Origin of the sequence: Mesorhizobium sp. M7A.F.Ca.US.008.03.1.1 (assembly GCF_003997495.1) — a bacterium.
Classification (GTDB): domain Bacteria; phylum Pseudomonadota; class Alphaproteobacteria; order Rhizobiales; family Rhizobiaceae; genus Mesorhizobium.
The window spans coordinates 133928-156501 of sequence record NZ_RZRU01000006.1 but is presented as its reverse complement, the minus strand read 5'-3'; the positions used below and the strand labels follow the sequence as shown (position 1 = coordinate 156501).

General features: G+C 64.0%; 25 protein-coding genes. 3 read left to right on the top strand and 22 right to left on the bottom strand.

The window, feature by feature from the left end; translation table 11 throughout:
* Positions 1–170: 170 nt before the first annotated feature.
* The 22 genes from EOA16_RS11005 to EOA16_RS10900 form a co-directional block, all read right to left on the bottom strand.
* On the bottom strand, positions 171–758 hold the full coding sequence (locus tag EOA16_RS11005; RefSeq protein WP_164754215.1) for a transglycosylase SLT domain-containing protein: 588 nt from the start codon (positions 756–758) through the stop codon (positions 171–173).
* On the bottom strand, positions 688–2085 hold the full coding sequence (locus EOA16_RS11000; protein ID WP_127257859.1) for a flagellar hook-length control protein FliK: 1398 nt from the start codon (positions 2083–2085) through the stop codon (positions 688–690). The genes EOA16_RS11005 and EOA16_RS11000 overlap by 71 nt, the downstream gene beginning before the upstream one ends.
* On the bottom strand, positions 2082–3461 hold the full coding sequence (locus EOA16_RS10995) for a chemotaxis protein MotC (RefSeq protein WP_127257857.1): 1380 nt from the start codon (positions 3459–3461) through the stop codon (positions 2082–2084). Before EOA16_RS10995 ends, EOA16_RS11000 begins: the two co-directional genes overlap by 4 nt.
* Positions 3458–4801 carry a MotB family protein gene (locus EOA16_RS10990; protein ID WP_127257856.1) on the bottom strand — a complete coding sequence of 448 codons (1344 nt, stop codon included), beginning with the start codon at positions 4799–4801 and terminating at the stop codon, positions 3458–3460. The genes EOA16_RS10995 and EOA16_RS10990 overlap by 4 nt, the downstream gene beginning before the upstream one ends.
* On the bottom strand, positions 4798–5424 hold the full coding sequence (locus tag EOA16_RS10985; RefSeq protein ID WP_127257854.1) for a hypothetical protein: 627 nt from the start codon (positions 5422–5424) through the stop codon (positions 4798–4800). Before EOA16_RS10985 ends, EOA16_RS10990 begins: the two co-directional genes overlap by 4 nt.
* 3 nt (positions 5425–5427) lie before the next feature.
* Positions 5428–7074, bottom strand: a complete 1647-nt coding sequence (gene fliF / locus EOA16_RS10980) for a flagellar basal-body MS-ring/collar protein FliF (protein ID WP_127257852.1) — start codon at positions 7072–7074, stop codon at positions 5428–5430.
* Between the two features lie 132 nt (positions 7075–7206).
* Positions 7207–8271, bottom strand: coding sequence for a flagellin (locus EOA16_RS10975; RefSeq protein ID WP_127257850.1), 1065 nt, complete (start codon positions 8269–8271; stop codon positions 7207–7209).
* 268 nt (positions 8272–8539) lie between these two features.
* Positions 8540–9532 (bottom strand): flagellin, encoded by a 993-nt coding sequence (locus EOA16_RS10970; RefSeq protein ID WP_127257848.1) that lies wholly within the window; start codon positions 9530–9532, stop codon positions 8540–8542.
* A gap of 198 nt (positions 9533–9730) precedes the next feature.
* Positions 9731–10462: a flagellar type III secretion system pore protein FliP gene (gene fliP, locus EOA16_RS10965; protein ID WP_013529789.1), complete on the bottom strand. Its 732-nt coding sequence runs from the start codon at positions 10460–10462 to the stop codon at positions 9731–9733.
* The gene (locus tag EOA16_RS10960; protein ID WP_127257846.1) at positions 10459–10953 is read right to left on the bottom strand and encodes a flagellar basal body-associated FliL family protein; all 495 of its coding nucleotides are present in this window, start codon (positions 10951–10953) and stop codon (positions 10459–10461) included. Before EOA16_RS10960 ends, fliP begins: the two co-directional genes overlap by 4 nt.
* A gap of 17 nt (positions 10954–10970) precedes the next feature.
* Positions 10971–11678 (bottom strand): flagellar basal body L-ring protein FlgH, encoded by a 708-nt coding sequence (gene flgH, locus EOA16_RS10955; protein WP_127257844.1) that lies wholly within the window; start codon positions 11676–11678, stop codon positions 10971–10973.
* On the bottom strand, positions 11675–12265 hold the full coding sequence (locus EOA16_RS10950; RefSeq protein WP_164754214.1) for a MotE family protein: 591 nt from the start codon (positions 12263–12265) through the stop codon (positions 11675–11677). Before EOA16_RS10950 ends, flgH begins: the two co-directional genes overlap by 4 nt.
* 3 nt (positions 12266–12268) lie before the next feature.
* Positions 12269–13510, bottom strand: a complete 1242-nt coding sequence (locus EOA16_RS10945) for a flagellar basal body P-ring protein FlgI (protein ID WP_127257841.1) — start codon at positions 13508–13510, stop codon at positions 12269–12271.
* On the bottom strand, positions 13507–14034 hold the full coding sequence (gene flgA / locus EOA16_RS10940; RefSeq protein ID WP_127257839.1) for a flagellar basal body P-ring formation chaperone FlgA: 528 nt from the start codon (positions 14032–14034) through the stop codon (positions 13507–13509). The genes EOA16_RS10945 and flgA overlap by 4 nt, the downstream gene beginning before the upstream one ends.
* Before the next feature lie 3 nt (positions 14035–14037).
* Positions 14038–14826, bottom strand: coding sequence for a flagellar basal-body rod protein FlgG (gene flgG, locus EOA16_RS10935; RefSeq protein WP_127257837.1), 789 nt, complete (start codon positions 14824–14826; stop codon positions 14038–14040).
* 11 nt (positions 14827–14837) lie between these two features.
* Positions 14838–15164 (bottom strand): flagellar hook-basal body complex protein FliE, encoded by a 327-nt coding sequence (locus EOA16_RS10930; protein ID WP_127257835.1) that lies wholly within the window; start codon positions 15162–15164, stop codon positions 14838–14840.
* A complete protein-coding gene (gene flgC / locus EOA16_RS10925; RefSeq protein WP_013529797.1) occupies positions 15164–15580 on the bottom strand; it encodes a flagellar basal body rod protein FlgC in 417 nt (138 codons plus the stop codon). Before flgC ends, EOA16_RS10930 begins: the two co-directional genes overlap by 1 nt.
* Positions 15581–15582: 2 nt before the next feature.
* Positions 15583–15963: a flagellar basal body rod protein FlgB gene (gene flgB / locus EOA16_RS10920; RefSeq protein ID WP_127257833.1), complete on the bottom strand. Its 381-nt coding sequence runs from the start codon at positions 15961–15963 to the stop codon at positions 15583–15585.
* Positions 15964–16043: 80 nt separating this feature from the next.
* Positions 16044–16883: a hypothetical protein gene (locus tag EOA16_RS10915; RefSeq protein WP_127257831.1), complete on the bottom strand. Its 840-nt coding sequence runs from the start codon at positions 16881–16883 to the stop codon at positions 16044–16046.
* Positions 16870–18273, bottom strand: a complete 1404-nt coding sequence (fliI, locus tag EOA16_RS10910; protein WP_127257829.1) for a flagellar protein export ATPase FliI — start codon at positions 18271–18273, stop codon at positions 16870–16872. The genes EOA16_RS10915 and fliI overlap by 14 nt, the downstream gene beginning before the upstream one ends.
* Positions 18274–18276: 3 nt before the next feature.
* Positions 18277–18999: a flagellar basal-body rod protein FlgF gene (flgF, locus tag EOA16_RS10905; protein ID WP_127257827.1), complete on the bottom strand. Its 723-nt coding sequence runs from the start codon at positions 18997–18999 to the stop codon at positions 18277–18279.
* A 7-nt stretch (positions 19000–19006) separates the two neighbouring features.
* Entirely contained in the window at positions 19007–20128 is a 1122-nt protein-coding gene (locus EOA16_RS10900) for a DUF1217 domain-containing protein (protein ID WP_127257825.1), read from the bottom strand.
* A 146-nt stretch (positions 20129–20274) separates the two neighbouring features.
* Here EOA16_RS10900 and motA point away from each other — a divergent pair, with 146 nt between their 5' ends.
* From motA to fliN, 3 genes are read left to right on the top strand one after another with little or no spacing between them, the layout of a single operon-like run.
* Entirely contained in the window at positions 20275–21150 is an 876-nt protein-coding gene (gene motA, locus EOA16_RS10895; RefSeq protein WP_127257823.1) for a flagellar motor stator protein MotA, read from the top strand.
* A 32-nt stretch (positions 21151–21182) separates the two neighbouring features.
* On the top strand, positions 21183–22130 hold the full coding sequence (locus tag EOA16_RS10890; protein ID WP_127257821.1) for a FliM/FliN family flagellar motor switch protein: 948 nt from the start codon (positions 21183–21185) through the stop codon (positions 22128–22130).
* A gap of 16 nt (positions 22131–22146) precedes the next feature.
* Positions 22147–22533: a flagellar motor switch protein FliN gene (gene fliN, locus EOA16_RS10885; RefSeq protein ID WP_127257820.1), complete on the top strand. Its 387-nt coding sequence runs from the start codon at positions 22147–22149 to the stop codon at positions 22531–22533.
* Positions 22534–22574: the final 41 nt, after the last annotated feature.

Below are 22574 nucleotides of genomic sequence, written 5' to 3'. Positions count from 1 at the left end.
TGGCGAGAATCCTGAACAACCGTCATTTCTTGTAGCTAGTTTCTTGGGAGTCTGGAATCGTATCGGTTGCATTAGCGTGCGACCAGATATGCTTTCGGTGGTAAGTTCTGACCAAGTCAAACCAACAATTCCGAGTTGCAAGGTTTGTCTATTAGAAGCGTGAAATGCGCTTACGGGTTGCAGAAGCCGCGAGCGTTCGCGGTCCATTTTCCAAAGCCGGTGGCGACCATGTTGGCAATGACGCGGCAGACATAGATCTTCTGCGCCGGATCGTTGTCGGGGCCGGCATGGTAGCGGGCGACGGCCATCGACCAGGTCTCGTGGCGGGCATGGAGGCTGGCCAGGAAGCGCGCCGCATAGTCGACGTTCTGGCGCGGGTCGAGCATGTCCTCGACGCTGCGAAAATGCGAAGCGTGGTAGTGGTGGTTGATCTGCATGCAGCCCAGATCGATCAGCGTCTTGCCCTCGCGCCGGGCATTGGCGAAGGCGGCCAGGGCCTCGGTACGGCTTCTTGGAAAGACCGCTTTTCCTTCTATATTCAAGGCGTTGGGTTGAAGGCTGCCCTTGTTGCCGGTCTCCGTCAAGCCAACGGCATAGAGGATGCCGGCGGGCACGCCATAGCGATCGGCGGCGCGCAGGATTTCCGGCTCGCAAGGGTTGGTTGCGGCTGCGGCAGCGCTTGCCGCGCTAGATAAAGATATCGCCGCCAGCGCGCTCGCGAGAAGGCGAAGTGCCGCGGCCGTAGTCCTGCGCGTCATCGTTGCGTTTCCCTGAGGATTGCTGGCCCGGTTGCTGGCCGCCGGCTCCGGAGCTGCCGCCGCCTGAATTCCCCGGCTGGAAGGATGATGGATCGCGGCCTGTTGCCGCCGGCAACGGGGCGGTTGCATCGGTGCGGGTTGTAGAGGGAACCGCTACCGAAGGTTGCAGGATTGTGACCTTGTCAACCTCGAAGCCGAGCCCCCGCAGTGACTTGACGATGGCCTCGCTGTCGGCGGACAGCCGACGATAGGCGTCGTGTGATTCAGGCTTGAGCTCAATCGAAAGTTGTTCTCCGGAGAGGCGAAGATGGGCCGTCACCATGCCGAGTTCAGCGGGGTGAAGTTCGATCTTCAACATATGTGTCGGAACGGCAACAGGGCTGGCCAGCTGAGCGGCCGCGGATGAGGCTGAAAGCGCCTTTTGCGGGCCGCTGTCGGCGGCTATGGCGTTGATCACATTGAGGGCGGCCTGGCTGATGGGACTCTGCGGCGGCGCGGGGAAGCTCTGTTCGGACACCACGTCGATGCGTGCGGCGGACAGGGACTGTTTCCCCGCTTCGGGCCGCATCGAGGACTGGACATCCCCGATACTCTTCATCGCCGACGCGGTGTGTTTCGACTGCACGCCGGGCACATCGGCAGCCGGCGCGTCCGGCAGCTTCAGGGCCGCCACTGTGTTGTCGCGTTTCGGCGCGCTGGAGACAGAGCTCGGTGGCTGGGCGTCAAGCTCCGTCAAAGGCCCGTCGACGATCGACACTTGCTCCGGCTTCGACATGGTTTCGAGGGCCTCGCGTCCGGCCGTGGATTTTGATCGATAGGTCTTCGGCAGGGGAGCTTGCCCGTCGAGCGCCGGGTTCGATGGGCTCTCGGCGGCTGCCGCGTCGCGCCCGGCGGCCTTGGCCGACGTCGAGAAATGGCGCAGGTCATGAAACGCGATCAGCAGCGACAAGTCGTCCTGAAGCGGCACAGCATCGGCGTCCGGCGCCGTCTCTTCGGCGTCGGCATCGTCCTTGCGCGCCTTTGCTTCCAGATCGTCCTTGCCGATTTTCACGGTTGGCACTTTGGTCGAAATGGTCTTTCCGGGACCGGCCGCCGTCGGTTCGGCCTTGCCGCCATGCCCGGCAAGGCCAGCGGCAAGTTTGCCCCAGCGCTGGTCGCGCGATCCCGCCTCGGTCGCCGGCTGCCGTTCCGGGCGGTTAGGGTTCGTGTCGCCGCGCAGCATCTTGCCGAAGCCGGCGTCGTCGTTCCTGCCATTCGCAGCCGGTTGCTCCGACGTCGCGCGCGTGGAGGCAAATCCTGGCAAGGCCGAGCCGAGGCTGGTGGTCATTTGGGGGCGGCTCCAAGCATCTGGTCGATCAGGTCGAGCTGTCGACGTGTTCTGGTCATGGCGGCGTCGGTCGGATCAGTGGTCTCGGAGCCGGCTGCAGGCGACGGTGCCGAGACCGGCATGACAGTCGCTGCGTCGGCGGATGTGGCCGCAGCCGGCGCCGTGTCCGGCGCTTTCGCTGATCCGGCGGAGGCCGCGGTGGCGGCAGGTTTCTCCGAGATCGCGCCTTCGACCGGTGGCAGTCCGCTGTCATCGGCGCCTTGCGCCGTGGCGATCTCGGGCGCCGGCGTTTGCTCGGCCGCAACAGGGGCAGGCTTTTCCTCGGGAAGGGTGGCGGGCGGCGCGACGACCTCGCCGGCAATCGCCTGAGCGGCGTCGAGCAAGGCGCGGTCGCCTTCCGAGAGCCTGGAGCGGTCGATCTTGCCAAGCTTGGCGCGGACATCCTCGATGGTGCCCGAGGTGACGGTGGAAAGGCTGGCATAGAGCAGGGCGCGTGGATCGTCCTGGTTGGTGTTGCCGTCGCGGCCCTGCTCGGCCCGCGCCGAAGCAAAAGCCGACAGATCGTTCAGGCCGTCGATCGCGGCGCGGCGGGCGATGCGCAGATAGATCACCTTCTCGCGTTCGGGATCCATCATCGAAGTGATGTCGCCCAGCTTGTCCTGGCTGATCGACATGTGCAGCGCGATGACGCCGGAGACGAAGGAGTCGGCGAACTGGCTGGCATAGGGCGAATAGAGGTAACGCTCGACATATTGGGTGGAGGCAAGCGCGAAGCGTGCCGCGTCACCTTGCGCGACAGCAATGCCGACCGAACGGCGAAGTGCCGCTTCCTCGACCAGCGTGCCGGGGCTGAGCAATCTTGCCTGGTCGAGCAGACCGAGTGCGGCCGCCGGCTGGTCGCCGGCAAGCAACGAGCCTTTGACCAGGGCAAGGAAAGCGCCGAGATCGGGAGGCAGCGCCATGGGATCGATCGGCTTCAACGCCTCGATCGCCTCGCCGGGCCGGCCGTTGAGGTAGTCGATCACGCCTTTGGCTATGGCAAGGCTTTGCGGGTCCGTCGTGGCGCGCGACGTGGCGGCTTCGACGGTCACCGGGTTGCCGCCACTCATGCCGTAGACAAGCAGGGCGCGAAAGTTCTTGGGATCCCTGTAATCCTCGGCATTCGCCGCGCGCAGGCGTGCATCCGCCATTTCCAGAAGCTTGGCCTGCATAGGCATGGCGGCATGATCGCCGGCGGCTATGCGGTCCTGGATGAGTTGCAGCGAGCGCACCAGCTGATACGGCTGCAGCGCGTCCTGGGCGAAACCGGCCGACGGGTGTCCGCCGGCCAGCAGCAGCAGGCCAATCAACCGGCGGGTGACGGCCGCTCGCTTCATCCGCCGGTCGCCATCAGGATCTCGATGCGGCGGTTCGCGGCCGCCAATGGATCGGCTGCTACCTTCGGCTGGCGGTCGGCATAGCCGGCGACCTCGGTGATGCGGCGTTCGTCGACGCCGCCGCGCACGAGCATGTAATAGGCGGAATGCGCGCGTGCCGTCGACAGCCGCCAATTGTCGTAGCTGCCGCTGCGGAATGGCCGAGCGTCGGTGTGGCCGTTGATGCTGATGGTGCCCTTCTGGCTGTTGACGATGCGGCCGATCTTCTCCATCGCCAGCACCAGTTCGCGTCTCGGCAATGCCGAGCCGACCTCGAACATGCCGAAGTCGAGCTGATCGGTGATCGAGATGACGACTCCCTTGTCGGTGGCTTCGACCGAGACGCCGTCGTGCAGCTTGTCGCCAGGCTTGAAAGCATCGGCCAACTGCCGCTTGACGTCGGCCGCTGCCTTCACGGCAGCCGCGGTTGGTGCCTTCTCGCCGATTTCGGGCTTGGCCGCCTTTTGCGCCTCAGGCTCTGCCTTGGCTGCGTCGGCGGCCTTGGTGCCGTCCGGTTTGGTCTCGCCGGCCATTGCGGTGGCAGGGTTCGCGGCCTGCTTGCCGGTCACGTCCTTTGCCTGCGGCTCAAGCGGTGCGGGCGCGACAGGCGGCACGGCTTTGACTTTGAGCACTTGCGTTTCGGCGGTCTTGTCGCCGGGCTTGGCCGGATCGCCCTCGATCTTGGTGCGTTCGGCGCTGGCCTCGGCGCCGGGCGCCGCGACCTGCTGCGACCAGAAATCCGGCTCGAAGGGATCGCGGTAGGAGGCGCCACCGGAGGCGCCGGTAGCCGGGCCGGCAGCCTGCACGCCGCCGTCGCCTTTCTGGCTGACATTCTGCATGACGCCGGTGTCGGTGGCGATTTCCGAAAGCACCGCGTAGGGGTCGGCGAAGAGATGGTCGTCGGAGCGTTCCGCCTGCTGCGGCTCCTGCTTGTCCTGCTTGCGGTCCGATGCGCCTGCGCCGGCATTGCCGTTCTGTCCGGCTTTGCTGGTGGCCTCTTGCGGATCGTCGGCCGTCAGCCCCATGGCGCGCGGGCCGTCGCCGAGATCCTCCAGGCCCTTGCGGCTCGAATTGCGGTCGACCAGCTTGACCGGGTTGAAGTAGCTGGCGACGGCCGCCTTTGTCTGCTCGTTGGCGGCGTTGATCAGCCACATGACCAGGAAGAAGCACATCATGGCCGTCATGAAGTCGGCGAAGGCGATCTTCCAGACGCCGCCATGGTGGGCTTCGTCATGGTCGTCATGACTGCGCCGCACGATGATGATCTCGTTGCGGCCGTGATCGGCGTTGGCGACGCTCATGCCAGGACCTCTGAGAGGATCGTCGACCATTCGGCCATGCGCGTCTCGAACACCGCCTCGTCGATGGCGACGGTCAGGTCGAAGCCTGGCGCCTCGACAAAATCGAGATTGGCGGCGCGGGGTCCGAGCGACGCCTTCAGTGTTTCGAACATCGAGAGCGGGCCGTGCACGACGATGCGCACCGCTTCGGCATCGCCAACCGCTTCGCGAACGGCGCCGGCCAACGCATCGATCGAACGTTTCTGCAGATCGTCGCTGACGATGCCGCCGATGATGCGGGCGACCGTGGCGGCGACAAGTCCGGTCACGCGCGCCTCCATCGCATCGATGCGCAGAGAGACCGCCTTGCCGACATCGTCGCCGAGGCTTTCGTGAAATATCCTTGCTTCCTCGGCATTGGCCTGGCGTTCGGCCTCGAGCGCGGCGTCATGCGCAGCCGACAGGCGGACCTCCAGCACTGCCTCCGCCTGGGCAACCGCCTCGGCGATCAGCGTGCCGATATCGGCTTGCGGCGCCGGCGTCTCGGGCCTGTGTTCGGGATCGACTGCTGCCCGGGGCTGGCCGGCACGTTGCGCGCGCGTCCCGAAATCAGGCAGAAGGTCGAAGAGGGCTACGGAGGGCATGGTTTACACCGCCACTTCCTGGGAAGCCCATTTGCGCAGGATCTGTGCGGTGCGCTCCTCGTTGAGGTCGACCATCCTGGCAAGCCGGTCCTGCGGCGCCGGCCGGATCTTCTGGCGAAGATCGTCGAGCGGTGTGGGGCCGGGGCGTGTGCCTGGCAAGGCGCCAACCGCGGCATTGTCGGTGGCGGCCATTGCCTCCGGGGTCGGCAGCGAGCGCTGGACGTCGTCGAAGCTGGGACCTGCCAGGGCCGGAGTAGCCTTTGCCGTCAGCGCCGCGGCCATCGGCCTCAGGCCGAAGAAGGCGACCAGGAACACCACGACGATGAAGGCACCCGCATTGATCATGGTGCCGGCATGCTGGCCGATCGAATCGAGCATTCCCGCCTGCGGGATCGCCTCGCCATCCAGGCCATCGATGAACTCGACCGCCGAGACGTCGATGATGTCGCCGCGCTTTTCGTCCAGGCCCGTAGCGGATGTGACCATCTTCTGGATCTCGGCGACGCGCTTGGCGATCTGCTCCGGCGTGGCGTCCTTGCCGAGGATGGTCGTCAGCCGCTGCTGGTTGACGACCACGGCAATCGACATCTTGGTGACGGTGTAGCCGTTGGAGACGGTGGCGATCTTCTTGGAATTGATCTCGTAGTTGGTGATCTCTTCCCTGCGGTCGTTCTGCGAGGAGGATTGCGGGCCATCGGTGGCGGTTGCCTGGGTCTCGGGCAGGTTCTGCTCGACGCTGGCCGGAGTGGAAGCCTGCTTCTGGTTGTTGTTCTCGTTGGCGCGCACCGACTGTACCGAGCGTTCGACGCGGGAATTCGGATCGAAGATGGTCTCTTCCGTCTGGCGGGTGTCGGTGTTGACCTCGGCCTTGACGCTGGCGCGGAAATTGTCGGGGCCGAGATAGGCCGTCAGCGCACGGCGGATGTTGTCTCCTATCTGCGCCTCGACGGTCTGCTCGACGCCGAGCGTGCGGGCGGCGCTGGTGTTGGACGGATCGTCGCCAGCGGCCAGCAGATTGCCGCTGGAATCGAGAACAGTCACCTTGTCGGCCGACAGGCCGGGAACGGCGGCGGCGACGAGATGGCGGATCGACATGGCGCTCTTCTCGGCGTCGATGCCGGCGTAGCGGATGACCACGGAAGCGGAAGGCTGTTGCTCGTCGCGGCGGAAATTGGCGCGTTCGGACATGACGATGTGAACCCGCGCAGCCTTGATGCCCGATATCGACTGGATGGTGCGGGCGATCTCGCCTTCCAGCGCGCGCACACGGGTGATCTGCTGCATGAAGGAGGTGAGGCCGAGCGAGCCGACATTGTCGAACAATTCGTAGCCGGCATTGGCGCTGGTCGGCAGGCCCTTTTCGGCGAGCAGCATGCGGGCCTGAGCGGTGGTGCCGACCGGCACCAGAACCGAGGTTCCATCGGCGCCGACATCGAAGCCGATACCGGCTTCGCCCAGCACCAGGCCGATCTGGTTCACGTCGGCGCGGTCGAGTCCCACATAGAGCGTGTCGTAGGCGGGGCGGTTGAGATAGACCGAGGCGATGCCGATGACGCCCATCACCAGAACGGCGATGCCCGCCAGCATGGCGAGGCGCTTCACGCCAAACCCGCGGAGATTAGAGATGATGCTCTGGATCTGTTCCGGCACGGTTCAACGACTCCCAGCATGATTGTCCGCCGGAACTCTAGTCTTCGAAGCTTGTGCGAAAATGAAATCGGGCCGCGCTTGCGGCGCGGCCCGATTATCTGATGGGAAGGTGGGCGCCGGTGGCGCCCGTGATCAGCTCTTGAACAGAGACAAGATCGACTGCGAGGCGCTGTTGGCGATCGACAGCGCCTGGATGCCGAGTTGCTGCTGCACCTGCAGGGCTTGGAGACGGGTCGATTCCTTGTTCATGTCGGCATCGACGAGCTGGCCGACGCCGCGGTCGATGGAGTCCATCAAGCTCTGGGTGAAGGTCTTCTGCAGGTCGATGCTGCTCTTGGCCGAGCCGAGGATGGTGGCGGAGTCGGTCAACTGGGCCATGACCTTGTCCATCCTGGTCACCATCTGCGTGATGATGTCGTCGGTCACCCCTGGGGCCGTGATGTCGAGGTTGTAGGCGGAAATATTGTCGACCTTGGCGACCGCTCCCGCCGCCGTCTGGCCGGCTGTGTTTGCGGCGATATCCGTTCCTCCGCCCGCGATCACGCCAGCATAGGCGTTGTCGTACAGGGTTTGGGCGGCGCCCGTGGAATAGATGGAGGTTTTGCGATCGAGGGTTCCGGAATTCTTGACCTCGGCGGCGAGGCCGTAGTCGAAAAGCTTGGTGCCCTCGACATCGATGTTGATCGTTCCGATCGACACTGCGCCGGATGAGGAGCGATTGAATGAGGACACGATCTGCGAGTCGGGCTGGACGCCATCGTTAGGGGCGGCAGTCTGCTTGGAGGTCACCGCCAGGAAATTCGAGCCGGAGAACGTCGCCGCATCGGCAAACGACTTCATCTGCGTCTGAAGCGCCTTGATCTCGGTCTGGGTTTTTGCCTTGGCGGCATCCGTCTGACCGACCATGGACAGCACCTTGGTCTTGATCTGCCCGATCGTTGTCAGCACATTGTTCATGCCGGTGTAAGCGGCGTCGACTTTCGAGGCGCCGAGGCCGAGTGCATCCTGCACGGTCGACAGGGCCGCGTTGTCGGAGCGCATCGTGGTGGCGATCGACCAGTAGGCGGCGTTGTCGGAGGCCTGCGAGACCCGGTAGCCCGTCGAGATGCGCGCCTGCGTCTGCTCGAGTGACTTGTTGGTGGCGCTGAGGCTTTGAAGTGCGGTTAACGCCGAAGCGTTGGTCATGATGCTCGCCAAGAAAGTCGCTCCTTCTCTAAAGCCGGCATGCTCTGACATGCCGGATGGGCCTGTTCAACGGGTGGCATCGTGCCGGTCGGACCGATTCGCCAACTGTCGTAAGCTATTGGTTAACCATAACTAGCGCGGCATGGTTAACAGCCTGTTAAAAGCTGGCTTTTGAGAGTTAAGGATCGAGGGTTGCGTGGGGCTGGAGCAAAACGCAGATCGGGCCGCGCTTTTGGCGCGGCCCGATTTTTTAGTGCGAACTGTGGTTGGGCGAAGGCGATTAGCCGCGGAAGAGCGACAGGATCGACTGCGACGAACCGTTGGCGATCGACAGCGCCTGGATGCCGAGCTGCTGCTGGACCTGCAGGGCCTGGAGACGGGTCGATTCCTTGTTCATGTCGGCATCGACGAGCTGGCCGACACCGCGATCGATGGAGTCCATCAGATCCTGCGTGAAGGTCTTCTGCAGGTCGATACTGCTCTTGGCGGCGCCGAGCTTGGTGGCGGCGTTGGTCATGTCCTTGAGCGCGGCGTCGACGACGTTCATCTGCTGGGCGATCTGGCTATCGCTGGCGGCCGTGCCACCCGAGAAGATCGTCAGCGTGGCGACCGAATAGGTGTCGGTGACCGCTGCGGCAGCGCCCAAAGTCGGTGCCGAGGCCGCGGCAACCTCAGCGCCGGTGGTGCCGAGACGATTGGAGTCCAAAATGCCCTTGCTGGTCGCCGCGGCACCGGATTCATACAGCTTGATGCTTTCCACGTTGACGTCGATCGTCGAGATCGAAGCCGCGCCGGCGGAGCTGCGGTTGAACGCCGAAACGATCTTCACATCGGCCGCCGTCGTGGCTGTCGCGCCGCTGTTGACGGACAGCATGTTGGTGCCGGAGAAAGTCGCGCCGTCGGCGTAACCCTTCAGCTGCGCCTGAAGGGCGGCGATTTCGACCTGGGTCTTTTCCTTGGCGGCATCCGTCTGACCATAGGACGAGGTCAGCTTCTGCTTGATCGAGTCGATGGTGGCGATCGCGGCGTTCATGCCGGTGTAGGCGGTGTCGACCTTCGACGCGCCGAGGCCAAGCGAATCCTGCACGGTCGACAGAGCCTTGTTGTCGGAGCGCATCGTGGTGGCGATCGACCAATAGGCGGCGTTGTCCGAAGCCTGCGAGACCTTGTAGCCGGTCGAAATGCGGGCCTGAGTGTCGGTGAGGGATTTGTTGGTGGCGTTGAGGCTCTGCAGGGCCGTCAATGCGGCGCTGTTCGTCATGATGCTGGACATGGTACTCGTACCTTGATTTTACAGGTATTTTTTACATACCGGCTCTACCGGTATGACGGTGCGGCATCATGCCCATGATCTCTCAAAATCGATCACCCGCCATCTGCGAGCGAATATGCGGGCAAGTCCCTACCAAAGGGCTAAACCGGACGGTTAATCGAAAATATATTGCTGGGATTTCGAGCCGGCGCGGCAGGGTCAGTTGAAGGAGCGCACCAGGCTGCCGACAAGCAGGTTCCAGCCGTCGATCAGGACGAAGAACAGGATCTTGAACGGCAGCGACACCACTGTCGGCGGCAGCATCATCATGCCCATCGCCATGGTGATGGTGGCCACGATTAGGTCGATGACCAGGAATGGCAGCACGATCAGGAAGCCGATCTCGAAACCGCGCCGGATCTCCGAGATCATGAAGGCTGGCACCAGGATGCGCAGGTCGACGGTGTCACGCGAAACGGTCTGGCCGCGCTCGCGGGCGAGGTCGGCGAAGAGGTCGAAATCCTTGTCACGCACATTGTGCAGCATGAAGGTGCGGAACGGGTCCGAAATCTTGTCGAAGGCTTCGGTCTGGGTGATCTGGTTGTCCATCAGCGGCTTCACGCCGGTGTTCCAGGCCTGATCGAAAGTCGGCGCCATGACATAGAAGGTCATGAACAGCGACAGCGAAATCAGGATGAGGTTTGCCGGTGTCGACTGCAGGCCGATGCCGGCGCGCAGGATCGAGAAGGCGATGACGAAACGGGTGAAGCTGGTCACCATGATCAGCAGGCCTGGCGCCACCGACAGAACGGTCAGCAGGCCGAACATCTGGATGATGTAGCCGACGGTGGTGCCGTCAGCCTTGCCGATGCCGCCGAGATCGAGCTGCTGGGCCGCCGCGATGGAGGTGGCGGCGGCGATCATGGCCGTGGCGAGAAGGAACTTTCTCATTCGAGCAGCAATGTCCTGATGAGTACCTGTTTGGCGTGACCCTGGCTGCGGATCGCGGCGCGTTCTTCGAGGTCGGCCTTCAGGTGCTGGTAGCCGCTGGCGCCCTCGATCTGATGCATCTTCAACGTGCGCACCAGGGCCAGAAGGTCCTGGTGGATGTCATCCGACATTGCCTGTGGCTGTGGCACGTCATAGACGACCGATACCTCCATCCTGATCCAGGTGCCGGCAGGCGAGGCAATGTTGGTGGTGATCGGTGCCAGGACGACAAGCATCGGGCCCAGGCCTGGCTGAACGGCCGCGGCGGGCTGCACGATCTTGCCTTCGTTCTCGGGCGCGACCGGTACCGACGCCGGTGCGCCGACGCCTTTGAGATAACCGCCGGACATCCAGCCCATGCCAATGGCCGCCGCCGTCACAACCAGCAGCATGCCGGCCTGAATGGCAGGGGAGGGACCCTTGCGCGGCTGAGCCTGTTCGATATTTGCCACGGCGCCCTGCCCCGATCCTAGAACGGAAGAACCTGGTCGAGAATCTGCTGGCCGTAGGCAGGTTGCTGGACCTCGGTGATGCGACCGCGTCCGCCATAGGAGATGCGGGCCTCGGCGATGCGTTCGTAGGGGATGGTGTTTTCGGCGCCGATATCGGCCGGCCGCACGATGCCGGCGAGCGTCAGCACCCTGAGCTCGGCGTTGACGCGCACTTCCTGCGATCCGGTGATCATCAGATTGCCGTTGGGCAGCACATCGGTGACGATCGCCGCGACATTGAGCTCAAGCGTTTCCGAGCGCTTGATCTCGCCGTCAGCCGTCGTGTCCGTGGTGGAGCTGAGAGCCCCAGCGCCCTTGCCGGCGGTGCTCCACTTGTCCCACTGCGCGCTGAGGTCGTAACCGAGCTTGCGATTGGCGGTGCGGCTCCTGTCGTTCTGGTTCTTGAAGTTGGCCCGATCGTTGATCTTGATCTTGACCGTCAGGATGTCGCCCTGGGACAGCGCCCGCGGGTCGGTGAACAGCCGGCTCTGGCGGTCGTCCCACAACGAGAATTTCTTGACCGGCGCGGGCGGCGTTTGCGGGTAGCGATAGAGGGAGCCGGTGCTGCCGCCATCGATGCCGGAGCCGACCGGGGAGAGGGCCGGCTCCCTGCCGACCTCCTTGAGGTTGGTTCCGCAACCGGACAGCATGGTGACCGCGCACAGGACAAGCATTTTCCGGATCATGACGGATCTACCCTTCGGGCTGCGCTGGCCATAATGCCGGTGAGCGTCGCCGCCGCCTTCTGGTCCATTTCGTTGAGGATGACGCTCGCCTTGCGTGAATCGAGCTTCATCAATATGGCCGCAGCCAGATCGGCGTTGACGATGGCCAGCCGCTCGGCGGCGGCGTCGGGTTTCATGCCGGCGTAGATCTGGACGACGCCGTCCTCGGCCCGGGCCAGGAAAACCTCGCGCCGCTTCAGCCAGGTCTCGTATTCAGCTTTCTTTGCGTCGAGAGCTTTCATGCGCTCGTCAATGCCGGCCTGGAGCTGCTTCAGTTCCTCCGCCTGCAGGACATAGCGGCGGTCGCGGGCGGCGTCGGCGATGTTTGAGCAGAAGCGCTCGATCTCGCTTTGGTCCGGCGCCTTTTCCCGTTTCAATTGCTGCGGCGCCGCTGCCACCGGTGCTCCCGGCAGGACCTGGCGGACCATCTCCTCGCCGCGTGCGGTGTCGCCGGCAAAGGGCAGAGCCGCGACAATGGCGGTCGCGAGGAGGATCGCGGCTTTGCGGTGTCTGCCGTCATGGCGTGGGAAGGAGCGCGTCATCGGCATCGCCTATTGCAGAACCAGGTCGGCCTGCAGGGCCCCGGCCGACTTGATGCCCTGCAAAATGGCGATGATGCCGTCCGGCTTGACGCCGAGGCGGTTGAGGCCGGAAACGAGGGTCTGGAGATCGGGTCCGTCCAGCACCGCAACGCGGGCGTCGGGCCGGCTGGCGTCGATGGCGGTGAACGGTTCCACGGCGGTCTCGCCCTTGGAGAAGGGTTCGGGCTGGACGATGCGCGGCGCTTCGGTGATGCGCACGGTGAGCGTGCCGTGGCTGATGGCGACCCGCGAGATCTTGACGTCATTGCCGATGACGATGGTGCCGGTGCGCTCGTCGATGACGACACGAGCCGGCGTGTCGGATTCGACCACCAGGTTCTCGATTTCGGCATAGAAGCGCGCCGCCGAGACACCCTTCGGCCTTCTGATCTGAACGGTGCGCGAATCGCGCTCGGCCGCCACCCGCATGCCGAAGCGCTGGCCGGTGTAATCGTTGATGGCGTCCGCGATGCGGATAGCGGTCGAGAAATCGGGATTGCGCAGTTGCAGCGTCAGGATCGCCTGATCGTCGAACTCGGCCTGGACAGCACGCTCGACGATGGCGCCGTTCGGCACGCGGCCGGAGGTCGGCACGCCTTGCGTCAGCTGCTCGGCCTGTCCCTGGGCGGTAAAGCCGGACACGATGACCGAGCCCTGGCCGACGGCATAGATCTCGCCGTCCGCCGCCTTCAGCGGCGTCATGATCAGCGTGCCACCGGAAAGCGAGGTCGCGTCGCCCATCGAGGAGACGTCGATGTCGATGCGGGCGCCCGACTGCACGTAGGGCGGCATGTTGGCGGTGACGATGACGGCGGCGACATTCTTGGCACGTGCACTGCCGCCTTCGGTGGCGATGCCGAGATTTTCGAGCATCGCGCGGATCGATTGTTCGGTGAATGGCGAGTTGCGCAGGCTGTCGCCCGATCCGGCAAGGCCGATGACCAGGCCGTAGCCGACGAGCTGATTGTCGCGCGAACTCTGCAACTGGGCGATGTCCTTGATGCGCGAGGCGACCTGGCCCGGCGGCAGCGAACTCGGCCCGGTCGAAACCCGGAACATGCGGCTGGTGGTGGCCGGATCATATTCGGGATCGTTGTAGACGCCACCATTCTTAGCGGCGAGCTCGCGCTTGGCCTTCGGCGTCAGGCCGTCGGCCAGCGCCGGCTGCAGGCCAAGCACGGCTGCCAGTATCAGAGTAAGCCCGCGTATCATGAAGCGCTGACCTGGATGGTTCCATCCGCCATCACGGTGCCGGACAGCACTTTGCCGCTGTCGATGTTGCGGACCTTGACGAGGTCGCCCGCGGCTCCTGGCTGCAGCGTCACGGCGGTGGCCGAGATCGTCAGCCCGCCGGCGATGAAGAAGATCTGCACGGAGGCACCCTGTTCGACCAGCCAGGCCTCGCGGATGGCGGTGGAGGGAATGTAGCGGCCGGGCAGCAACGTGCGCTTGGCGACCTTGCCATCCAGTTCCTCGACCCGTGTGGCGACCGCCTCCGGCTTGTGCTTGCCGACGATAAGGGTGACCTGTTTCAGGGCAGCCAAGTTGATGGTCTCGCCGGGGTAGATAACCCGGCTCGGAATAAGCACCACCTCGCCGACAGCTTGATTGCTGGCGATCCGGGTGGCCGACTGGTTGGCCGATTCCTGGGCAAAAGCCGGCATCGTGCCGGTCACCAGCGCAAGGACGAGCGCGGTGCGGCGGAATGCGGACAGGAGGCCGGGCGTCGACATCATGCGTTACCTGATGTTCTTGGAGACGACGGAGGCCATGTCGTCGGCGGCCTGGATGACCTTGGAGTTCATCTCATAGGCGCGCTGCGCCGAGATCAGCTCGGTGATTTCCTTGACCGGGTCAACGTTGGAGGCTTCGAGATAGCCCTGCTGGATGGTGGCAAAGCCGGGATCGCCAGGCACGCCGACATTCGCCGGCCCCGAAGCCGTGGTTTCCTGGAACAGATTGTCGCCGAGCGGCGCCAGGCCGGCCTCGTTGGCGAAATTGGCGATCTGAAGCTGACCGAGGTTCTGCAGGTCGGTCTGGCCGTCGATGCGGGCGAACACCTGGCCGGTCTTGTTGACGATGACCTCGACGGCATCCACGGGAACATTGATTGCGGGAATGACGGCAGCGCCGTCGACCGTCACCAACTGGCCGGTGGCGCTGGTGTTGAGAGCGCCGGCGCGGCTGTAGAGCGTGCCGCCGTCGGCACCCTCGATCTGAAACCAGCCCCTGCCGGTCAGCGCCAGGTCGAAACTGTTGCCGGTGCTGGTCAGTTCGCCCTGGGTGTGCACGTTGCGCACGGCCGTCGTCTTGACGCCGAGGCCGATCGAGACGCCCTCCGGCACCAGCGAGGCGTTGGAGCGGTTGGGCACGCCTTGCGTGCGGTCGACCTGATAGAGCAGGTCGGAGAATTCAGCACGGGCGCGCTTGTAGCCGGTGGTGTTGATGTTGGCGATGTTGTTGGCGATGACTTCCAGATTTGTCTGCTGGGCATTCATGCCGGTGGCGGCGATGGCGAGTGCTTTCATGGCGGAAATCCTCAGATGCCCATTCGACTGACTTCGAGATAGGCGGAAACCACCTTGTCGCGGATGGCGACGGCGGTCTGAAGCGCCTGCTGCGCGCTCATCACGGCGTCGACCACCTGACGGGTGTCGGCGTCGCCCTTGAGCGCCTGCAACGATACCTGCTCGGCATTCTGCAGCGTGTTGACGGTCTTGGAGGCTGCCTGGCTCAGCGCCTCGGCGAAGGAGGTGCCGATGTTACCGCCGGCCGAGGGTGTCGCGCCGCCCTGAAGCAGGCTTGTCGCCGTGTCATCGCCGCCGATCGACGGCTTGAACTGAAGGGCTCCGATACCGCTGATCATTACTGGTTCCTCATCAGGTCGATGGTCATGGAAATCAGGTCGCGGGCCTGCTTGACGACCTGAAGGTTGGCCTCGTAGGAGCGGTTGGCCTCGGTCATGTCGGCCATTTCGATCAGCACGTTGACGTTGGGCATCTTGACGTAGCCCTTCTCGTCGGCGGCCTCATTGCCGGGCTGGAACTCGACTGGAAAGTCACTTGGGTCTCGATCGATCGAATTCACTGCAACCGTTGAGCTGCCGGAGGCCCGGTCAAGCTCGGAAACGAAGCTGATGGTCTTGCGGCGATAAGGATCAGAGCCGGGCGCGGTGCCAGTCGACTGGGCGTTGGCCAGGTTTTCGGAAACCACGCGCAGACGCTCCGACTGCGCGCCGAGGCCGGATGCTGCGACTTTGAGGGCTGCGGTCAGTGCGTCCATGGTCAGCTCTTCACCGCCATCATCATCATCGTATGAAACGCCTTGACGATCGCCGTGTTGAGTTCGAAGGAGCGGCGCACCTCGCCGGCTTTCAGCAACTGGTCTTCCAGCACGACGGAGTTCTTGGACGGCATGACGACGCCGTCATCCTCCTGCGGCTTGATGGTGAAGCCGGCATTGGTCGCTGCATTGCCGAGATGGCCGGCCTGGGTGGCCTGCAGCGATACGGCGGCGCGGTCGAGCACCTTTTCGAATGGCTCGACGTCGTTTGCCGTATAGCCTGGCGTGTTGGCATTGGCGATGTTGCCGGCGACTGCCGACTGGCGCACTGCCAGCCATTGCGCTTGCTTGGCGGCGAGGTCGAAAAGGGAAACGGGCTCCATGGGAATCTCCGAGCAGGTACCCAGAGACTAGGCCGCCAGTCTTGCGCGGGCCTTGCGGATGGCCGGAAGCCTGAGACCGTTTATTTGGAGAGTTCGATCACCTGGTCGGCACTGGTGACCATGACCCATTTGCCATTGCGCTGCTCGATGGAGGATACCTGGCTGGAGTCAGGCAGTATCGAGCCGCGCTGGACGATCCAGAGGCCAGCATCGTCCTGGATCATGGCGCGGCCGTTGGCGACATGAACCATGCGGAATTTCGTCGCATCGGCCGGAAACGGTTGCTCGTCGGATGCGGCTGCGGGATTGGCATCATCCCGCACCGTCCCCGTGGCGAGAAGATCGAGATTGGCCGCGGGAACGTCCTTTGCCGTCAGCGGCGCGCTGCGTTCGGCGACCACGCCGCCGCCCGCTCGCCCGGAATTGGAGCCTGTGCCGCCGAACTTCATCGCCTGGACGCCAAACTGGTCCTGGTTGAAGAAGATGTACCAGGGGAACAGGGCGCAGATCAGGCCGAGCGCGATGCCGAGCGCGGCAATGACGACATCGCTGCGTCGGCCGGACTTCTTCTTCAGTCGGGGAAACGGTGCCTTTGGTGGCTGCGGCCATTCGGTGCGCGGGAACAGGCCGTCGATCAGCGAGTCGCGGCTGGCCTGCGTCATCTCGGCAGCCACTGCCTGGGGAGCCCGGGGCAGAGCGGGTTCGACGGGCCTGGCCAGATCAGGATCGGCTTTGCCAGCCCGTGGCAGGATTGGCTTGACGGCTCTGGCCAGAACAGCCTCGGCTTTGGCTGCGATGGCACGGGCGGCCTTTGCCTTGGCAGTTCTCGCTTCGTCAGCCTCGGCTTGCTCCGCGGCATTGGCCTCGGCGATCATGTCGCGCAGGATGCGCTCGGTATATTCGCGTTCAGTCTCCGGCATCGGCGTTCAGCTTGCTCCTGAGGTGGCGGGCGAGATCGGAGAACGGGTCGGCCGACGGGCGATCCTTCGGCGCTTGCGTCAGCGCCTCATAGATCAGCGGCACCTGGCGCACGGCGATATCGAGTTCGGCATCGACGCCGCCCTGATAGGCCCCGAGCAACCGGATATCGCGCGTGTCCTCGAAGCGCGAGATCATCGACTTCAGCCTTGTCACCAGCGCGCGCTGTTCGACGCTCCAGGCCTTTCCGGCCAACCGCGATATGGACGACAACGGGTTGACGGGGGGATAGCGACCCTGTTCGGCGATCGTGCGATCGAGCACGACATGGCCGTCGAGGATGCCGCGCACGGAATCGGCGACCGGGTCATTGTGATCGTCGCCGTCGACCAGCACGGAAATGATGGCGGTGATGGATCCTTTGCCTTCCCCGCCTGGCCCGGCGCGTTCGAGCAGCTTGGGCAGTTCGGTGAACACCGAGGCTGGATAACCGCGCGCGACCGGCGGCTCGCCGGTTCCCGTCGCCACCTCACGCAGGGCGTGAGCGAAGCGGGTGATCGAATCCAGCACCAGCAAAACGCGATGCCCCTGGTCGCGAAAATGCTCGGCGACGCGCATGGCGGTGTCCGGCGCACGCCGGCGCATCATGGCGCTTTCGTCGCTGGTGGCGACGACGGCGACGGTCTTGGCCATGCTGTCGCCGATCGTGTCCTCAAGGAATTCACGGACTTCGCGGCCGCGTTCGCCGACGAGGGCCACCACGACGGTATCGAATGCGTCGGCGCCGGCGAGCATGGCGAGCAGCGTCGACTTGCCGACGCCGGAGCCGGCAAAGATGCCGAGGCGCTGGCCGAAGCAGAGCGGCGTGAAGATATCGATGACCTTGACGCCGGTCATGAAGGCAGTGCCGACGCGTTGCCGCGCCATGGCTCCCGGCGTCGTCTGGGCGCCGCGCGTCGTGTCGTCTCCCCGGGCGAGCGGCGGGCCGCCATCGATGGCCCTGGTGAGCGCGTCGATGGTGCGGCCGCGCCACGAGGCATGCGGCGCCACCACGAGCGGACCGCGGCGGAACACGGCATCACCGATGCCGGAATCGGCGCTGCGTTCGAAGGGCGCCACGACGGCCTCGTCGCGGCCGATCTTGACGATCTCGCCGCGGCGCGCACCGGCATGGCCGCGCTGCTCGACGATGTCGCCCAGCCTGGCGAAACCGGAAAGGCCGTGCACCTTGTAGTGCGTGGGCGTGACTTCGATGACGCGGCCGCCGCGCTTGAGCAGCGCCTCGGCGTCGGCGAAACGCCGCCAGACCCGTTCCAGCGCGGCAAGCCGGTCTTCCGGCGCCGGCTGGAGTTGTCTTTCGGGTGCGCGCAGGGATGGCTGGTCGAGCGACATGGATTATTTCGAGCCGAGCGTCTTGATCGCCTCGTCGGTGGACGAGTCGGTCTGCCGCATCAGGGCGGCGGTGTTCTCGAAGGCGCGCTGGACCATGATCAGCCTGGTGATCTCCAGGACCGGATTGACATTGGACTCTTCGAGAAAGCCCTGGGCAACGCCGATATCCGAGCGATCGGTAACAGGCTCCGGGGTGCGTGCCGGAACGATGCCGGAATTGCCGTAGCGGACGAAGTTCGCGCCTGGATCGAAATTGTAGAGACCGATCGAGCCGACAAGCTGATCGTTCTGGCGCAACGAACCGTCGGCCCCGGCCTTGGGCGGACCGTTGCGGGGGTCAAGCTGGATCGGCGAGCCGCCGGCATCGAGCACCGGGTGGCCCTCGAGCGACATCAGCTCGCCGTTCTCGTTCATTGAAAAGCGGCCGTCGCGGGTCATGACCGTGCCGACCGGCGTCTCTATCGCGAACCAGGCATCGCCCTGGATGGCGAAATCGAAGGGATTTCCGGTCTCGCTCAAGGCACCGTGGGCGCCGGAAAGGTAGGTCTTGCCCGGGGAGGCGAAGGATACCGATTTCTGCCCGGTGCCGGAGACGACGTCCTCGAACTTCACGCCGGTGGCGCGGAAGCCGATCGTCGAGGCGTTGGCGACGTTATCGGCGATGGTGTCGAGGCGCCGCTCGAGCGCGATCTGCGACGAAAGGGCGACGTACAGGCTGTCCCGCATGATGGTCTCAGAACCTCAATTTCTGCATGGCCATCATCAGGTCGGTGGAGATGCCGACGGTGAGTGGCTGGGCAAACAGCACGCTGACCGAGGTGAGGGCCGATGAAGTCGGGTTGTTGATCTCGTACATGCTGGTGAAGCGCGTCAGGAATTTGCCGAGTTTCTCGGGGTCGGAGAAATCCGAGATGTCGAGTTTTTGCTCGAACAGCTGCGCCTGCTTGTCGACATCGGCGGTGGCGAAGGAATCGGGCAGGCCGAGCACGGTGCGCACGACACTGGCAAGCGCGGTGTCGGCCAGCACGTCGTACCAGCTGGTGATGGTTGGGGCCTTGCGATCGAAATAAAGCGCCAGCCGCACACCCTGGTTGGTCTGACCGGCATTCTCTTCGAGGGTCTGGCGCATGTATTTGTCGACGGTCGGCTGCTGCGCCGGATTGATGGTGGTGGTGTTTTCGCCATAGGCTTCGAAGTTGAAGGCGGAGGCAAGCGCGGCATAGGTCTTGTCCGTCATCTTGTTGGCGACGCTGTCGGGATCGCGGACGCCGCCCTGCAGCACCCGCTTGATGAGATCCTTGTCCTCCGTCGCCGAATCGAGGCCGAATGACGCCAGCGCGTATGTGTAGAGCCGGTTGTTCGACATCAGATCGTCGATCGACTTCACCTTGGTGATGTTGGCAAGATAGTATGTCGTCTCGCCCTTCACATAGGCCGAATCCGGATCAAGGCCGGCGATTTTCGCCTGCGTGGCGTAGTTCTTGGTCACCATCTGCTGCGTCTTGTTGTAGATGGTCGCATCGGCGCCGTTGGCGGCGAAGTTGAAGGCACTGACGAATTCGGCGTAGCGCTTGTCGGTCAGCTTGTTGGCGAAGCTGTCGGGATCGGAGACGCCTTCCTTGAGTGCCTTGACCATGAAGGCCTTGGCATAGTCCATGTCCTCCAGCCCGTAGGCCTTCATGGCATATTTGAACAAACGGTCGTTTTTGACGAAATCGTCGATCGATTTCACCTTGGTGATGTTGGCGAGATAATATTTGGTGTCGCGATCAACCACGGGCTGCTGCTCGATCCTGTCGATCGATTTTGAAATGTCCTTGGTGATGAGCTGGTAGCTGGTAAAGGTATTGAGCAAAGACGTGCCTCCGGCCGAAGCTATGCCGGCACAATACCCACACTTCCTTGCGCGAAACTGAATCGCTTCCACGCCCTCGATTCAAGCCTCACACAAGGCACGGGGGCTATCCCTTGCTCCTGATGTGAAATGCGGAAGGACCTGTCGTGGGCATTCTGATTGGACTGGTGGTAACGCTCGGCTGCGTCCTTGGCGGCTTCATGGCCATGGGCGGCCATCTTCACGTGCTGATTCAGCCATGGGAGGCCGTGATCATCTGTGGCGCGGCTTTTGGCACCTTCCTCGTCGCCAATCCGATGAAGACGGTCAAGGACACCGGCAAGGCCATTCTCGAAGCCTTCAAGCAGGCGGTGCCGAAGGAACAGGACTATCTCGAAACGCTCGGCGTGCTGCACTCGCTGATGCGCGAGCTGCGCTCGAAATCCCGCAGCGAGGTCGAGGCGCATATCGACAATCCGGAAGAATCGGCGATTTTCCAGGCGTTCCCAACCGTGCTGCACAATCATGACCTGACGCATTTCATCTGCGACTACTGCCGCATCATCATCATCGGCAATGCCCGCTCGCACGAGATCGAGGCGCTGATGGACGAAGAGATCCAGACCATCAGGTCCGACAAGATGAAGGCCTATCACGCGATGGTGGCGGTGGGCGACGGCTTGCCGGCGCTCGGCATCGTCGCCGCCGTGCTCGGGGTGGTCAAGGCGATGGGCGCGCTCGACCAGTCGCCGGAAATCCTCGGCGGTTTGATTGGTGCCGCACTTGTCGGAACGTTCCTCGGCATCTTCCTGTCCTATTCGGTGGTTGGGCCGGTCGCCACCAAGATCAAGACAGTGCGCGAGAAGAAGAACCGCCTCTATATCATCGTCAAGCAGACACTGCTGGCCTACATGAACGGCGCGCTGCCGCAGGTGGCGATCGAGTTCGGCCGCAAGACCATCTCGTCCTATGAACGGCCGACGATCGACGCCGTCGAGCAGAGCACGATGAATACCGGCACAATCGAAAAGAAGGCCGCCTGAACGATGCGCGACAGATCGGTCCCGGCACTGTCATGACCAGCCCGGGCAGCCCAGCGGAAGCGCGCTCGCTGATCATCGAGCGTCTGGTCGGCGACAGCGGCGAGGCCACGCAGGTCATCGACGCAGGCCGCGCAATGGCCGAACGCGCCGTACCGCTGTTGCAGAAAAGCCTGACCAGCGAGCTTGGCGTTCCGGTCGTCGTCGATCTCAAAGCGATCGAGGTCAGTCGCGTACCCGAGGCGCGTTCGCGTGCCGGCGACACGTTTGCCATGACCGTGATCGGCTCGTCCGCGTCCTCCGATGCGATGACCCTGGTGATCGATGCTCCGGCGATCGCGATCATGGTCTGCACGCTGTTCGGCGGCGACCCGGATCTGCCGGTCTCGCCGATCGAGCGCGATCTGTCGCAAATCGAAATCGATGTCTCGACCATGGTGTTCCAGCAGGTCGCGCAGGCCCTCAACGGATCGGGAAAGCGTTCGCTCGACCTGCGCCTGCCCGCGCCGCGAGCAATGTCTGGCACCGAGGCGAAGCGGTATGTGCTGCGCGATGGCGCGGCAATCCGCATCGTGCTTGGCATTTCGACGCCGGCCGACAGTGGCACCGTCACGGTGACGATGCCGCAGCGCGTCGTGCTGGCCAGCCGCGACGGAGCGGTGCCTGTCAGCGACGACGATCACGGCCCCAGCTGGCGCGCCCGTTTTTCGGAAGAGGTGATGCGCTCCACCGTGGCGCTCGAGGCCACCATGCCGCTGGCGCGGCTGACGCTCGGCGACCTCGCCGGTTTCGAAATCGGCGACGTCATCGAATTCGAGGAAACGGCCCAGTCCCAGGCGCGTCTCAGCGCACGCGGCAAGACGCTGTTCGTATGCGAGTTCGGCAAACTGGGACAGAATTACACCGTCCGGATCAGGCATCCTTACGACGCCGGGCAGGATTTTATCGACGGGCTGATGCCGGCTGCCGCCGGACGCGCCTGAGCATTTGGAGACGATCATGGCCAAGACCAAGGCGGAAGCCGACCTCGACCAGCCGGACGAGCAGCTCGACCGTGCCATCGAAGAGTTGCGCGGTGTCCTGCATGAAGAGGAGCAACGCCCCGATGCGGCGTTCAAGGCGGCCTCATCAGCCAATTCGAGCGTGATCATGAACATCCCCGTCGATGTCCAGATCATCCTCGGCAGCACCGAGATGCCGGTCTCCGATCTGATGGCGCTGCAAAAAGGGTCGACCGTGGCGCTCAATCGCCGCATCGGGGAACCTGTCGACGTCGTGGTCAACGGCCGCAAGATCGCGCGCGGCGAGATCACTGTGCTGGAAAGCGATCCGTCGCGTTTCGGCATCAGGCTGACCGAAATCATCGCCGGCACGAAGGGCGCCTAGACATGGTTTGCGGGGCTTGCCGGCGGCAACGGAGGCGAGTG